Annotated in this window: 14 protein-coding genes; 7 read left to right on the top strand and 7 right to left on the bottom strand. The window is 64.0% G+C overall.

Going from position 1 to position 13,922, the window contains the following annotated elements; genetic code table 11:
* Positions 1-49: 49 nt before the first annotated feature.
* The 3 genes from QTI04_RS28045 to QTI04_RS28035 all read right to left on the bottom strand — a co-directional run bounded on the left by QTI04_RS28045 (position 50) and on the right by QTI04_RS28035 (position 2,674).
* Complete coding sequence (locus QTI04_RS28045; protein WP_286618581.1) at positions 50-688, bottom strand: 4-carboxy-4-hydroxy-2-oxoadipate aldolase/oxaloacetate decarboxylase; 639 nt, start codon at positions 686-688, stop codon at positions 50-52.
* A 75-nt stretch (positions 689-763) separates the two neighbouring features.
* The gene (locus QTI04_RS28040; RefSeq protein WP_286618449.1) at positions 764-1,747 is read right to left on the bottom strand and encodes a tripartite tricarboxylate transporter substrate binding protein; all 984 of its coding nucleotides are present in this window, start codon (positions 1,745-1,747) and stop codon (positions 764-766) included.
* Positions 1,748-1,795: 48 nt separating this feature from the next.
* A complete protein-coding gene (locus tag QTI04_RS28035) occupies positions 1,796-2,674 on the bottom strand; it encodes an RraA family protein (protein WP_336621910.1) in 879 nt (292 codons plus the stop codon).
* Here QTI04_RS28035 and QTI04_RS28030 point away from each other — a divergent pair.
* Complete coding sequence (locus tag QTI04_RS28030; RefSeq protein WP_286602455.1) at positions 2,574-3,470, top strand: LysR family transcriptional regulator; 897 nt, start codon at positions 2,574-2,576, stop codon at positions 3,468-3,470. The two genes, QTI04_RS28035 and QTI04_RS28030, sit on opposite strands and share 101 nt — an antisense overlap.
* Positions 3,471-3,575: 105 nt before the next feature.
* On the opposite strand, the gene QTI04_RS28025 is transcribed toward QTI04_RS28030, so the two are convergent.
* On the bottom strand, positions 3,576-4,517 hold the full coding sequence (locus QTI04_RS28025) for a LysR family transcriptional regulator (protein ID WP_286618448.1): 942 nt from the start codon (positions 4,515-4,517) through the stop codon (positions 3,576-3,578).
* A 116-nt stretch (positions 4,518-4,633) separates the two neighbouring features.
* Between QTI04_RS28025 and QTI04_RS28020 the strand changes: the two genes are divergently transcribed.
* The 6 genes from QTI04_RS28020 to QTI04_RS27995 all read left to right on the top strand — a co-directional run bounded on the left by QTI04_RS28020 (position 4,634) and on the right by QTI04_RS27995 (position 10,744).
* Entirely contained in the window at positions 4,634-5,791 is a 1,158-nt protein-coding gene (locus QTI04_RS28020) for a CaiB/BaiF CoA-transferase family protein (protein ID WP_286618446.1), read from the top strand.
* Between the two features lie 18 nt (positions 5,792-5,809).
* Positions 5,810-6,808, top strand: coding sequence for a hydroxymethylglutaryl-CoA lyase (locus QTI04_RS28015; protein ID WP_286618445.1), 999 nt, complete (start codon positions 5,810-5,812; stop codon positions 6,806-6,808).
* The gene (locus QTI04_RS28010; RefSeq protein ID WP_286618444.1) at positions 6,805-7,185 is read left to right on the top strand and encodes a VOC family protein; all 381 of its coding nucleotides are present in this window, start codon (positions 6,805-6,807) and stop codon (positions 7,183-7,185) included. Before QTI04_RS28015 ends, QTI04_RS28010 begins: the two co-directional genes overlap by 4 nt.
* Positions 7,182-8,138 carry an NAD(P)-dependent oxidoreductase gene (locus QTI04_RS28005; protein ID WP_286618442.1) on the top strand — a complete coding sequence of 319 codons (957 nt, stop codon included), beginning with the start codon at positions 7,182-7,184 and terminating at the stop codon, positions 8,136-8,138. Before QTI04_RS28010 ends, QTI04_RS28005 begins: the two co-directional genes overlap by 4 nt.
* Positions 8,135-9,103 carry a tripartite tricarboxylate transporter substrate binding protein gene (locus QTI04_RS28000; protein ID WP_286618440.1) on the top strand — a complete coding sequence of 323 codons (969 nt, stop codon included), beginning with the start codon at positions 8,135-8,137 and terminating at the stop codon, positions 9,101-9,103. Before QTI04_RS28005 ends, QTI04_RS28000 begins: the two co-directional genes overlap by 4 nt.
* A gap of 486 nt (positions 9,104-9,589) precedes the next feature.
* Positions 9,590-10,744, top strand: a complete 1,155-nt coding sequence (locus tag QTI04_RS27995) for a hypothetical protein (RefSeq protein ID WP_286618439.1) — start codon at positions 9,590-9,592, stop codon at positions 10,742-10,744.
* 217 nt (positions 10,745-10,961) lie between these two features.
* Here QTI04_RS27995 and QTI04_RS27990 read toward each other — a convergent pair whose 3' ends face one another.
* The 3 genes from QTI04_RS27990 to QTI04_RS27980 all read right to left on the bottom strand — a co-directional run.
* Entirely contained in the window at positions 10,962-11,432 is a 471-nt protein-coding gene (locus QTI04_RS27990; RefSeq protein WP_286618438.1) for a cupin domain-containing protein, read from the bottom strand.
* A gap of 1,393 nt (positions 11,433-12,825) precedes the next feature.
* Entirely contained in the window at positions 12,826-13,509 is a 684-nt protein-coding gene (locus QTI04_RS27985) for an ion channel (protein WP_286618436.1), read from the bottom strand.
* Positions 13,510-13,690: 181 nt separating this feature from the next.
* On the bottom strand, positions 13,691-13,922 hold a 232-nt coding region (locus tag QTI04_RS27980), incomplete at its 5' end, for an OmpA family protein (RefSeq protein WP_286618434.1).

Below are 13,922 nucleotides of genomic sequence, written 5' to 3'. Positions count from 1 at the left end.
CCTGGCGAAGGTCTCGCGCGTGTTGCGGCGCCAGACATCCCGCTTGCCGTCATACGAGCCCATAACGCTTGAGCGTTTCCGTCAGGTTGAGCAAGTCGGCCGTCATGGCTCCTTCTTCGATGGCCCGGCGCTGCCCAGCCTCTTTATCCTCGCGCGCCAAGCTGCTTGCGACCGCCGATTCGACTTCGTCTTTCGGGACCACCACCAGACCGTCGCGGTCGCCGACGATGATGTCGCCGGAATGGATGAGCACGTCGCCGATAGTGATGGGAACGTTGATCTTTCCGGGTTGATTCTTGCCGGTTCCCTTGATCGACAAGCCGCGGCAAAACACGGGAAAACCCAGTTCGATGATGAGGTTGGCGTCGCGCACGCAGCCATTGATGACAAGGCCGGCGATGCCAACCTTCTGGGCCTGGATCGTGAGGACGTCGCCCCAGGGCCCGGCTTCCATGAACCCCTTGGCATCGACCACGAGCACGTCGCCCGGCTTCGCCTTCTGCACCGCATAGTGCAGCATCAGGTTATCCGCTGGCCGGCAGTCGACGGTGAAGGCGGGGCCGGCGAGTCGCATCGTCGGATCGATGGGCTTCATGCCGTGGTCGAGCGCGCCCTTGGCGCCTTGCGCCTCATAGACGGTCGCTGCGCCGAGGTCGCGCAGCTGAGTGATTTGTTCGGACGTAGCCAAGCGATCTCCAGCAAAGTATTGGGATGGATGGGCGCACCGGCTGCGCAAGCGCAGCCGGTGCAAAGTGGGTACCGATCAGTCGACCTTTGCACCAGATCGTTTCACCAGCGATTCCCAGTAAGGAAGTTCCTTGGCGATGAACTGGTTGAACTGCTCGGCACTTCCCGCGACGTCTCGGGAGCCCATGTCGGCGAGACTCTTCGACACTTCCGGGCTCTTCAGGACTTTGACCAGGTCGCGGTTCAAGCGCTCGGTCAGCGCCGCCGGTGTCTTGGCAGGCGCGAAGATGCCGTACCAGTTCTCGACCACGAAGTTGTCATAACCGAGCTCCTTCATCGTGGGCACGTTCGGAAGATTCTTCGAGCGCGCGCTGCCGGTCGTCGCAAGCGCCCGGATGCGCCCGCCGCCGCTCAACTGCGAAGCGATTGCAGTGGTCGTTTCAAACGCAACCGGCACTTGTCCGGCAATCACGTCCTGAAGCGCTGGCCCCTGGCCGCGGTAGGGAATGTGGGTCATGTCCACCTTTATCTCGAGCTTCAGCATTTCTCCCATCAGGTGTTGCGGGCTTCCGCTGCCGCCGGAGGCAAAGCTGTACTTGCCGGGCGCAGCCTTGATCGCCGCACTGAGCTGGTCAACCGTCTTTGCGGATTCGGCCGCATTGACATAGAGCACCAATGGCACCGAAGCGACCTCGACGATTGGCGTGAGCGACTTCACCGGATCGAGACGCAGCTTGTAAAGGTTGCGATTGATGACGATCCCGGTGTTGTTGCCCAGCAGCAGTGTGCAACCGTCCGGCGCAGCGCCTGAAACGAACTCGGTGCCAATGTTGCTGCTCGCGCCGCCCTTGTTGTCCACGATGACTGTGGTGGCGAGTTCCTTCGCCAAGCCGGGCGCGAGCAGCCGCGCAAGGATGTCTGTTGTGCCGCCGGGCGGATAGGGCGAGACGAGCTTCACCACCTTGCAGGGGTACGCGTCTTGCGCCAGGGCGCCGCAGGCGGCCGCAGCCGCCACCAATCCTAGTGCGGCTGAGCGGAAGTGTTTGATTGTCGTGTTCACAAGTTGTCTCCGGTTCGTTTGATTGATGTCGCCGTGAGCGCCAGCCGCTCAGGCCGCGAGGGTCGTCGCCGACCGCTGCAGCGTGTGATAGCCATACTTCTTCCGAGCTTCGACCAATGGCATGCCATCTAGCGCGGCTTCCAAGATCTGTGCCTCCACGACACGCGTTTCGAGGGCTTTGGTCAGCACTTCCTGCATGCGCAGACGAGGCACCACCACGACGCCGTCAGCGTCGCCGATCACCAGATCGCCCTGGCACACGCGAACGTCACCCAGCATCACGGGTCGCTCGTAGTCCTCGACCTGGACGCGATCCTTGCCGGTACGCATGAACTTGCCGCAGGCATAAAGCGGGTAGCCCGCTTCGTCGGCCTCTGCTGTGTCGCGGCAGACTCCATTCACGACGGTGCCACCGATGCGATTCTGCGCGGCCAACTGGCTCAGGATGCCACCCCAAACTGTGCAATCCAGCCTGCCTCCGTTGTCCAGCACTGCGACACTGCCTGGCTCCAGCCGGTCGATGAAATCGCCCACGGTGCCTGGTTGAGAGTGGTCGATCGCAGCGAAGCGAACCGTGAAGGCCTGACCAAAGATCTTGGCCGGTCCCGCGACCGGCCGAATGCCCAAGGCGCTACCGGGCAAATTGAAGAAGTCGAGAGCATCGGATACCTCAGCTGTCGACAGCGATCGGGCCTGGGAGAGCCATTGCGGCTCGTTCACATCGGAAGTCAAGTTTGTCTCCAAGGGTTGGGAAGGAACAAACCCGATGTTCAGTGAACGAAAGCAGTAACACAACCAACCTCTTTTGACATTAAGATCAATATTTATGAACTTGAAGTCGTTGCGGTACTTTTGCGAGGTGGTCGATGCCAACAGTGCGAACTTGGCTGCCAGTCGACTGCACGTGGTGCCCACGGCGGTGAGCATGCAGATCGCGCAGCTTGAGGGCCTGCTTGGAGGCAAGCTGTTCGACCGATCTACGCGCCCAATGAAGCTGACGCCACTCGGGCGATTTCTTTATCCGAAAGCCAGGCTTCTGCTGTCGGACTCGCAGCGCATGCTGGAAGAGGCGAAAGACCTATCGCTGGGCCGATCCGGATGGCTGAGCATCGGCTTCACGCGCTCCACGATCTTTTCGGTGTTGCCAAATGCCGTGCGCAGCTTGAGCGCGAGCGCGCCGAAAGTGCGAATCGATCTCACCGAAATCCTCACGGAACATCAGGGCGAAGCATTGCGTAGTGGATTGATCCACGTCGGGCTGGCCCGTACGATTGGCCCCTTCAGCGGCGAGGAAGACCTGGAGTGCGTTCCCTTGTTCACCGACCAGTTGCTGGTGGCGTTGCCATCAGAGAACACGCTCGCTCGACGCAAGATCCTCAAGCCGAGGGACCTAGGCCAGATGCCCTTCATAAGCTACCCCAAGGACCCCAACAGCAGGTTTGCAAGGCACACAATTCAGGCGCTGGAACAGGGCGGTGTCAAACCTCGCGTGGCCTATGAAGCGAAGGAGATCCACACGGCGTTGTGCCTCGTGGCTGCCGGACTGGGGTTTGCGCTGGTCGGCAAGTCGGTGGCGGACAACAATCGGAGCGATGTCCGCTTTCTTCCCCTCAGCGGTGTCAAGACGACAGCGAACGTCTTCGCGATTCACCTGAAAGGTGCCCGGCACCAACTAGTCGATGCATTTCTCGACATCGTGCTGCTGCAGTCGCTGGCAAGGTAGCAGCGGCTGTAGCGCCAGATGGACGAAGCAAGAGCGTGCAACGCCGCAGTCTTTTGCAGCGATCGCGGGCGTTTGATGTTGCGCTTCTGCGTTGACTAGCAGGTTTCAGGGTTGCAAGCCAGGTCGGCCGATGCTGTTGGCTGGCATCAGCAGGTGATCCGCGATCATCCGAGCTGCAGCCGACAACTGCCTTGAAGCACTGTAGCCCAGCAGCAGTTGGCGCTGCGCCCAAGAATCGATCAGGCGCACTGCCTTGAGCCCGCGCGGGCCCGGCGTTTCCTTGCACGCTGCCAACGGGAGTACGCCCACCCCGAGCTGGGCGGCAATCATCTGGCACATCGCGTCGAAGCTGCGCACCTGCACGCGCATTCGCAGCGGCCTTCCAGACTCCGCGGCGGCGCGGGATGTCAGTTCCAGGAGCGAGCTTCCACGGTTCAGCCCGACGAAATCGTGGTCCAGGCAATCGGCGAAAGCCACTTTCCTGGCCTTGGCCAACGGATGCGCGCGGGGGCACAGCAACACCAGTTCATCGTTGCGAAACGGCGCGAGCGTGAGGCCATCGGCCGGCGTGCCTTCGGCAAACACGCCGATGTCGGCCAGGCCGTCCAGCAGAGCGCGAACGATGTCCCCGCTCAACTGCTCTTCGACGTCGACACGTATCCCCGGCTGATGCGCCATGAAATCTGACAACGCCTCCGGCAGGAACTCGGTCAGCGCAGACATGTTGGCCCACAGTCGCACGTGCCCGCGATAGCCCTCGGCGTAGTCCGCCAGCTCGCTGCTGAACAGCTCGAAGCCCTGGAACAGCCGCATCGCATGTTGTCCGGCCGCATGACCCGCTGGCGTCACGCTCACGCCCTGCACGCTTCGCTCCAGCAGCTGTGCGCCAGTGGCCGCCTCGAAGTCGCTGAGGCGCCTGCTCGCGGCCGACAACGCAAGATGGCATTGCGCGGCGCCCTTGGTGATGCTGCCGGTTTGCACCACGGCACAGAACAGCCGCAGCGTCACGAAGTCGACCCGCGCGGGGTTGATTGAGCTCTTCACCATTCCGGTCTCCTTGTGGGCTTCGCAGAACGCGAAGGATACGTGCCGACATGGCAATTCCTCCTGGGCGCCCTTGAACTCTAAATTCAGGTCTCGACAGCTCACGAAAGCAAAGAGACATGAAAGCGCTGCAAGGCCTCAAAGTCCTCGAACTGGGACAACTCATCGCCGGACCCTTCGCCGGCAAGACGCTGGCCGAGTTCGGTGCCGACGTCATCAAGGTCGAGCCGTCCGGCGTCGGCGATCCGCTGCGCAAGTGGCGCCTGCTGCGTGACGGCACCTCGGTGTGGTGGGAGGTGCAGTCGCGCAACAAGCGCTCGGTATGCCTGGACCTCCGAAGTCCGGAGGGTCAGGACGCCGTGCGAGCGCTGGCGATCGAGGCCGACGTCCTCATCGAGAACTTCAAGCCCGGCACGCTGGAAGGGTGGGGACTGGGCTGGGAGCAGCTTCATGCGTTCAACCCGCGGCTGATCATGCTGCGCATCTCCGGCTACGGCCAGACTGGCCCCTACCGCGACAAGCCCGGATTCGGCGTGCTCGGCGAAGCGATGGGCGGCCTGCGCCATCTGACCGGGGAGCCCGGCCGCGTGCCGGTGCGCGTCGGGGTTTCGATCGGCGACACGCTCGCGGCGCTGCATGGCGTGATCGGCGTGCTGACGGCCCTGCACCACCGCACGGCCCACGGCGGCGAGGGCCAGTTCATCGACGTGGCGCTCTACGAGTCGGTCTTCAACGTCATGGAAAGCCTGGTGCCCGAGCACGACGCTTTCGGCGCCGTGCGTGAACGCGCCGGCAGCGCATTGCCGGGCATCGCGCCCACCAACGCCTATCAGTGCAACGATGGTCAATACGTGCTGGTGGCCGGCAACGGCGACAGCATCTTTCGCAGGCTGATGCGCGCCATCGACCGCGAGGACCTCGAGACCGACCCGGACCTGACCCACAACGACGGCCGCGTGCGCCGCGTGGAAGAGATCGACGTCGCGATCGAAGCGTGGACGCGGGAACGCAGCCGCGACGAGGTGCTGGCCGTGCTCGATGGCGCCGGCGTTCCGGTCGGTCGCATCTACTCGGTCGCCGACATCGCCACCGACCCGCAGTATCTGGCCCGCGAAATGATCGTCGAGTCGTCGACCTCTGACGGGCGGACGCTCAAGGTGCCGGGCGTCGTGCCCAAGCTCAGTGCGACCCCGGGCGCCATCGCCCATGCGGCGCCCCGCCTGGGGCAGCACACCGTAGACCTGCAGCGCGGCGGCTGGCCGGCGCGCTCAGCCTGAACCCAAGGAGCAAGAACCATGAACCACGGCAACAACCAGCGGCTCTTCATCAACGAAGTCGCCACCCGGGACGGCTTCCAGATGGAGCCTCACTTCATCCCGACCGACGACAAGATCGCGTTGATCGACCGGCTCTGCACGCTGGGCTACTCGAAGATCGAGGTGACCTCCTTCACGTCGCCCAGGGCCATCCCGGCGCTGCGCGACGGCGAGGAAGTCATGGCGCGCATTGCCCGCAAGCCGGGCGTGGTCTACACCGCGCTGGTGCCGAACTTGCGCGGCGCGGAGCGAGCGCTCGACGTCCACATCGACGAGTTCAACATCGTCATGTCGACCAGCGAGACACACAACCTGAGTAACCTGCGAATGACGCGCGAGCAGTCGTTCGCACAATTGGGCGAAGTGATCGCGTTGGCGCGCAGCGCGGTCGTGCCGGTGAACGTGTCGCTGTCGTGTGTGTTCGGCTGCCCGATGGAAGGCGAAGTGCCGCAAGAGACGGTGCTCGGCTGGATCGACCGGTTCGCCGAACTGGCCGTCAAAGGCATCACCCTGTGCGACACGACGGGCATGGCCTACCCCACCCAGGTTCAAACACTGTGCCAGGCGGCGATGACGCGCCATCCTCAACTGGAATTCACGGCGCACTTCCACAACACGCGGGCGATGGGCCTGGTCAACAGCGTGGCAGCTGTGGAAGCTGGCATCCGGCGCTTCGACATGTCGCTGGGTGGCATCGGCGGATGCCCTTACGCGCCTGGCGCTACAGGCAACGTGGCGACCGAGGACGTCGTGCACATGCTCCAGTGCATGGGCTACGACACCGGAATGGATCTCGACGGCCTGATCAGCGCCGCGGCGCAGGTCAGTCACCTCGTGCGGCACGACCTGCCGAGCCAGTTGCCGAGAGCCGGCCACCGCCTGACAAAGCATCAGCCCCCAGCCGACTTCCCCGAGATCGTCGCCCGCGCGGCTGCAAGGCAAAGCGCAAAAGGCAACGCAAAGGAGGCCGTCGCATGATCGACCATCTCGACCACCTGGTGCTTACCACCACCGACGAGCAGGCATGCGTCGCCTTTTACGTCGAAGGGTTGGGCATGACGCTCGAATCATTCGGCGAGGGACGCAAGGCGTTTCGCTTCGGCAACCAGAAGATCAACCTGCACGTCAAAGGCAAGGAGTTCGAGCCGAAGGCGCACCTGCCGGTGCCGGGTGCGCTGGACCTGTGCTTCATCGCCAGCCTGCCGCTGGACGACGTGATCGCCACCCTGAAGCGCAAGGGCCTGGCGATCATCGAAGGCCCTGTGATGCGCACCGGTGCGGTGTCGCGCATTCGCTCCGTGTACTTGCGCGATCCGGACCTGAACCTGATCGAGATCTCCGAGGTGGCGTCATGAAGGTGGTCTTTCTGGACGCGGCGACGCTGCCTCAGGCCCTCGCCTTCGATGACGGCCTGGGCATCGACTACCACCCCTACGACACGACTTCGCCCGCGGAAGTCGGCGAGCGCATCGCCGGCGCGACGGTGGTCATCACCAACAAGATCCGGCTCGACGGCGGGCCGCTTCGGGCCGCGCGGGGCTTGCGACTCGTGGCCGTCGCTGCAGCCGGCACGGACAACATCGATGTCGAGGCGGCCGAAGCGCTGGGTATCCGCGTCCAGAACGTCCCCGACTATGGAAGCGAGTCCGTCGCCGAGCACGCGATTGCCACGCTGTTCGCCTTGCGCCGCGAGATCGTGACGTACGCCGCCGCGGCGCGGGACGGCCGATGGACGGCATCCCGCCACTTCTGCTGGACTGGACCTCGCATCCGTGACCTCGGCGGCTCGCGCTTCGGCATCGTCGGCCGCGGCCGCATCGGCGAGGCGGCTGCAAGACTCGCGCGTGGCGTCGGCATGACCGTGCACTTTGCACAGACACCCGGCACGGCGTGCGAGGACGACGAACTCCCGCTCGACGACATCCTGTCGCAGTCCGATGCAATCACGCTTCACGTGCCTTTGACGCCAGGCACGAAGGGGTTGATCAACGCCGAATCGCTGGCGCGGATGAAACCCGACGCGGTGCTCATCAACACCGGCCGCGGCGCGCTGGTCGACCCCGCCGCGCTGGCCGACGCGCTTCGCAGTGGCTCGATTGCGGGTGCGGCCATCGACGTGCTGGAAGTGGAGCCGCCGGCATCGGGGCACCCACTGATCGACGGCAACGTTCCCCACCTCCTGCTCACACCGCACGTCGCCTGGGCCAGCGACAGCGCTCAGGCCCGGCTGGCCACTCGCCTGCAGGAACTCGTGACGCAACAGGCCCGCCTTTCCTCAACACGACATCCACCGGAGACAAACCCATGAATACCGCTTACCTCGCTTCGCTTGCCGCAATCGCCTCATCGATCTGCGCCTCTCCAGCACAAGCCGACACCTATCCATCCAAGCCGATCACCATTGTCGTTCCTAGTGCTGCGGCCGGTTCGACGGACATCATGGCCCGCATGATTGGCGATCAGTTGGGCAAGGCGCTGGGCCAGTCGGTCATCGTCGATAACAAGCCCGGCGCAAGCGGCAACATCGGCACCGAGGCGGTCGCGCGCGCCGCACCTGACGGCTACACACTGCTCATGCAGTACTCCGGCTATCACGTCGGCAACCCGGCGCTGTTCCCGCAGATCCGCTGGAAGACGAGCGACTTCGCGCCGATCGCGCTGGTCATGCGGGCGCCACACGTGATCGCAGTGAGCGGCACGCTGCCGGCCACGAACCTCAAGGAGTTGATCTCCAACGGTCAGAAGAACGGCAAGGGGCTCTTCTTTGCGTCGTCAGGCAATGGCTCGATCCAGCACATCGCCGGCGAGATGTTCGCGCGCCAGGCCAAGGTGCAGGCTACGCATGTTCCCTACAAGGGTGCCGGTCCGGTCGTGACCGACCTGATCAGCGGGCAGGTCGACATGTTCATCACCACACCGCCTTCGGTCATCGGGCAGGTGCAGGCCGGCAAGATCAAGGCGATGGCCTATGCCGGACCCAAGCGCCATCCATCGATGCCGACGGTTCCTACGACGGCCGAAGCGGGCCTGCCCGGGTACGAGGTCGAGTCGTGGTTCGCCTTGTTTGCCCCTGCGAAGACGCCTCCTGAAGTCGTCGCGCGCCTGACCGCTCAGGTCAAGACCATCGTTGAAAGCGAGGCCTTCAGGAAGAAGGTCGAAGACCAGGGCGCCTTTGCTGCCTACATGGACCCGCCGGCGCTCGGCAAGTTCGTCGACCAGGAAACAGCCCTTTGGGCGAAGGTGATTAAGGACGGAAACATCAAGCCGGACTGAGCCACACTTTGACGAGACCCGAAAGATGAAGAGGTAAATAATCTTGCTTCGGAATCGCCAACCGAGCGGTCCTTCGCTTCGCGCTGACCTACGACTTTGATCGGCCACGAGCGGCCCTTGGCGAACGGCAGCTCCCGGGCAGTTCACGCACACGGTTGCGAGTCCAAAGGTGGCGCTGGTCGAGCGATGAAGCTCCCCACTCCTTGGGATGCGCGATTCGCAGCAGTGATGCTAGATTGCCCGCTTGAGTCGCTCAGACGTCTACCGCAAGGGGATCCGATCCATGGCCTACACGCGTCTTTGTCGCAGCGGCAGCTTGTCCCCCTGCGGCACCGCTTCCCGAGCACCGTGCGCCAGGTGCGCCACAGCAAGCGCGCCGCTGCAGGTTGCGCAGTATTCCGGCGCCAGACTCGCCGGCGTGGCGACGCAGCATCTCGCGGCGGCGCTGAGTTGGGCGTCGCTTTGCAGCAGGGGCACTAGGTGACCATGTCCGCCGTCCCCATCGCCGTCGCGTTCCACAGCCTCTTCTGCTTCCACGGCTCTGACGAGAGCGATTCCGAACCATATCTGTGGTGCATCGGCTTCTCGCTGGGCGGGCGCACCATCACCCACGCGCCAGACGCGCCGCGGCTCAGCGGCTCGCCCGAATTCTTCTTCTCGCCCGGCAGCCACGGCAGCATCGGCGGCCCGATCGGCATCGGCGCGAACCGCATCATCCCCCCCTCGGTGGGGCGCTTCAACACGACGCTGGAGCCTATCGTGCTCAACGCGGCGGGCCGCACGATCGAGGTGCCGGGCACGGTGGGCCTCATCGGCATCCTGCTCGAGGAGGACGCCACGTCCGATGAAGGCGCCGATGCCGCCCATGCGGCGATCAACGAGCTCGTGCGCATCGAGATGCAGGAGGCCCTCGACGACATCAGCATGGCCGGCGTCGGTGCAGAGGTCCTGCAGGCCATGGCCGCCGGCAAATCGCCCGAGGCCGCCGCGAGCGCGATCTTCGAGGGGCGCGTCGACCGACTGGTCCAGCGCATCCAGCGCTATGCGCGCTCCACCGCGGTCGACGCGATCGTCTCCAAGCTCAGTTTCCCCGGCGCGATCGTCGAAGGCGCAGACCCGGACGAGTTCCTGGGCGTGAGCGTCAACATCTTCAACCTAGCCGATCTCGACCAGACCACGCATAGCCGACGTCGCGAGATCGCCGACCGCATCACGCAGCCCGAGGTCCACCCCGAGGCCTCGGACTTCAACTACAACATCCATGGCGAGGCTTGGCGCCGCGTCGAGAAGTTCACGACGCCGATCACCGACCAGGTGCCGCCGGGGCGCCGGCAGGTCACCGGCATCAACCGCCAGGGACGCCCGCCCAGGCTCTTCATCGCGCACCTGGGCGGGCGCTTTGCGGACGGATCGCCCTGGCTGTTGACCCGCGGTCAGGTGATGAACATGCTGAGCGCGAAAACGCACACCTTCTTCGTGCGCGGCGAGTCGGGCGCAGAGGCCGACGTAATCATCCAGCCCGACCCGTTCAATCCGCAATTCCCGTCTGTCACCACGGTGGCCGACAACGACCCGAGCAACAACCTGGGCCGGCTGCCGCAGTGCCCGCTGGCGATCGACCATCTGCGTCCGGCCGACTGAGCGCGCGCGGCGCGCGCTCAACTCCATCTCACCGCGAGTATGTACGGACGGCGGTCGCAAATCGGCGAGCAGGTCGAACGTCCGGTGCTGGCCAACAACCGCACGATGTGGCCGACGGCTCGAACTGAAGCGCCGAGATCGACCACTTTGGGCCGTACGCGCGATTGCTACCGGGGTGATGCGGATGCTGCTGGGCGCGGCGCTGAGCTGCGGCCGTTCAGTTGAGAAACACCGTGTCGCCCGCTGGCTGTGGCGGGATTTTTATGGCGATGGCCTTGACCGGACCGCTGGTCACCACGCTGTCGCCGTGCGCCGTGCCCTTGGGGATGACGATCAAGGTCCCCGGCTTGAAATCCTTGCGCTCGCCGCCCAGCCACATCGCTCCGCTTCCCTCGATGATGTACTGAAGCTCGTCCGTCTTCGGGTGCATGTGCTTTCCCACATTGCCGGACTGGATGCCGACCGTGGCGTTGTCCGTGGCGACCAAGCCCTTGGCGTTCATCTCGGCATTTGGCGTGGTAGGAAGATCGCCGTGATTCAGCGCCATCAGGTCGATCACGACCGGCGCCAGCGGAGTCGATTGAGCGTGCGCCTGCGACATCGCGTGGCGCGCCAGCGGCGACATGGCGACGCCGGCAACGAAGGAAGTGATGATGGCAAAGCCGAGGGTGGTCGCGGTGTAGCGCATGGAGAGAGACGGCCGTGATTCAGTACGTTTACGCAAACGAGACAGCGTTCGACGTCTTCGTTCCAGGCCAGCAACCGCCAAGCGGCTCGGCTGCGCTCGTACGACCAGCCCCTAGTGGCACAGGCTCGGCAGTAAGTTTCCGCGGTCCTGCGGTCAGTGCGGATGGCGCCATCGGCCAATGCGCGTAAAACATTGCCGCCATTCGCACACGATACCTCGCGCCGTCGAAGATCGGCGCGCTGCTCGCCACACAACTTGAACAACGGTCGGCCTCGCATACTTTGCCGTGGTGCTTCGAGCCTGGGGCGTAAAGAAAATCCGACGCAGCTCACACCGCGCCGGATCTGAACCCGACCAAGGGGCCCGGGGAGGAGTTCCAACTCGCCATTTCACTTTATCCGGGTCGCGACCGGAAATCTGTTCGAAAAGGTATTTCTTGGGGTCGACCGGGTCCCGCTACATGTGAGCCCCGTCGGTCCCGAAATCTGGTCATCCATAGCAATGAACCCGGCGAGTAGCTGGACATCCCGGAACCTTGGTGCCTTGGACGATGCGTCGTGTGAGTGCTGTGCCAGCCATCTAAAGGAGCATTGAAATGAAGCTCGGGAGCGCGGGAGTCGATGCCAAGAAGATGGAGGCGGGCCATTGGGGCGGCCCACGCGAACCCGGTCGCTGACAACGGCACGAAGGAAGGTCAGCCAAAGAACCGGAGAGTGGAGATTGAAGTATTTGGGTTGGGAAAATGAGGATGCGTGCGGGCCCAGGTGTTCACCGAGAACCTTCGCTGAACTTCGGTTCGACGCTCTGCATCTTTCGGGGACGCCACTTCGCCGAGGCGGGTGTTTCCGCGATGTCGTGTGGTCGGCGACGAAGGCGGGCTTCGTATTCGCGCGCGGTCGTCCGCAAAGGGTGCTCGGCTGGAGGATGTCGTGCACACCGGCATGGAGACTCGAATGACCAGTGACCCGGCTCGGCCCCTTGTGAGGCCTGTTTGCTTCACGACAGGGGTGCAAGCGCAGTTCCAAGCCCGCTTGCCATTGCTTGTCGCAGTAGACGCCAGTCGAGTGGTTGACATTCAAGGTGGACTACCCCGAAGCCGACGGTCGTGTACTTCCGTTCATGGCCGGGACCGCGAGTTCGCAGCTGCTTCACAAAGCGGCCTGTCGAATGTCCATCATGGCGGGCCGTTGTCCGCAGCCGCTGCATTCTGTTGAAAAACTCGCTGGAATTCTGGCTCGACTCGATTATGTTGATCGCATCTTCTTGACGGCTCGCCACTGCCAAGCAGCCGAAGGCACCGAAAAGTGGTCGTGTGCGCGGAGTACACATCTTGCCACGGGATCCATGGCCCTGGGCTCAGAGGTGAATCGGGAACACCATTCTTGGACCGCCACTACGTCCCGGAATCCTCTCTGCGCGGAGGGTAGACGCCGGCCAGGCGGGCGATCAGGATCGCAAGGAAGAGGCCCCCTACAAGCTGCTCGAGCACGCACAGCCCGCGCGCGTACCGCTGTACCGGTACGGCGTCCCCGAAGCCGGTGCTGGTCAGCACGGTGAAACTGAAATAGAGCAAGTCGCCGATCGGCGGCGAAATGACGGCACCGCCGAACGCGAACGACCCCGGCTGAATATGGTTCGCCATCGCGTAGAGATACGCCCACAGCGCGCCGAGCATGAGGTAGGCCGCCGCGGCGCCGTAGAGCTTGTCTGCCGTCATGACGTCATGCTGAAAGACGTAGCGCAGCAGGTATCCGATCGTTGCCGCGTAGAGCGCGGCGCCGAACATCCAGGAGTGCAGGAGAAACCGCGAGTCGCTTCCGTCTATTGCGAGCAGCTGAAATACCAGGGCCGGCGTCGCCAGGAGAAGCGCGATCACGAACGACAGCTGGGTGCGCCCTATCGCGGCGACCGCTGCGATCACGACGAGGAGGTTGCCGCCGTTCAGCATGATCCGTCCGCGCGGCGTGGGCTCGAGCAGCAGCATCGCCATGATGAGCGCGAGCATCGCGACGAAGAGATAGAAGCAGCGCTGGTAGAACACCTGCGCGAGAGTCGTGCGCGCCCGGCCGATTGTCATTTCCCTGCCCCTAGGAGCCCATGACAGAGGGCGAACGCGTTTCGCCGCGGCGCCCTCCCCAAGCCATAGCAGCCGTCTCCGTGGCGGCTCCAGCTGATCGCCAGCCGATCAAGCCAACAGATTCACGTCGGTCGCTGTCGAGTGATCCTCATCTCTGCAGATCACTCAAGCTCGCGCACCCTTAGCCCGGCTGCTCGCCCGTGGCGCGGATGTCCACTCGGCGATTCGGCTCGAAGCAGGCAATGAGCGCAGTGCGGTTCCTGGCCTTGCCCTGGGCCCTGCAATCGGCTTCGGTGATCTTCAGCTCCGAGAAACCGCGGCCTTCGGTCGTGATGATGTTGGCCGGCACGCCTTGGGCGACCAGGTAGTCGCGCACGGAGTTGGCCCGTGCCACGGACAGGCGCTGGTTGAAC

The organism is Variovorax sp. J22R115, from assembly GCF_030317005.1.
GTDB lineage: Bacteria > Pseudomonadota > Gammaproteobacteria > Burkholderiales > Burkholderiaceae_C > Variovorax.
This window is presented reverse-complemented; position numbering and strand designations above follow the sequence as displayed.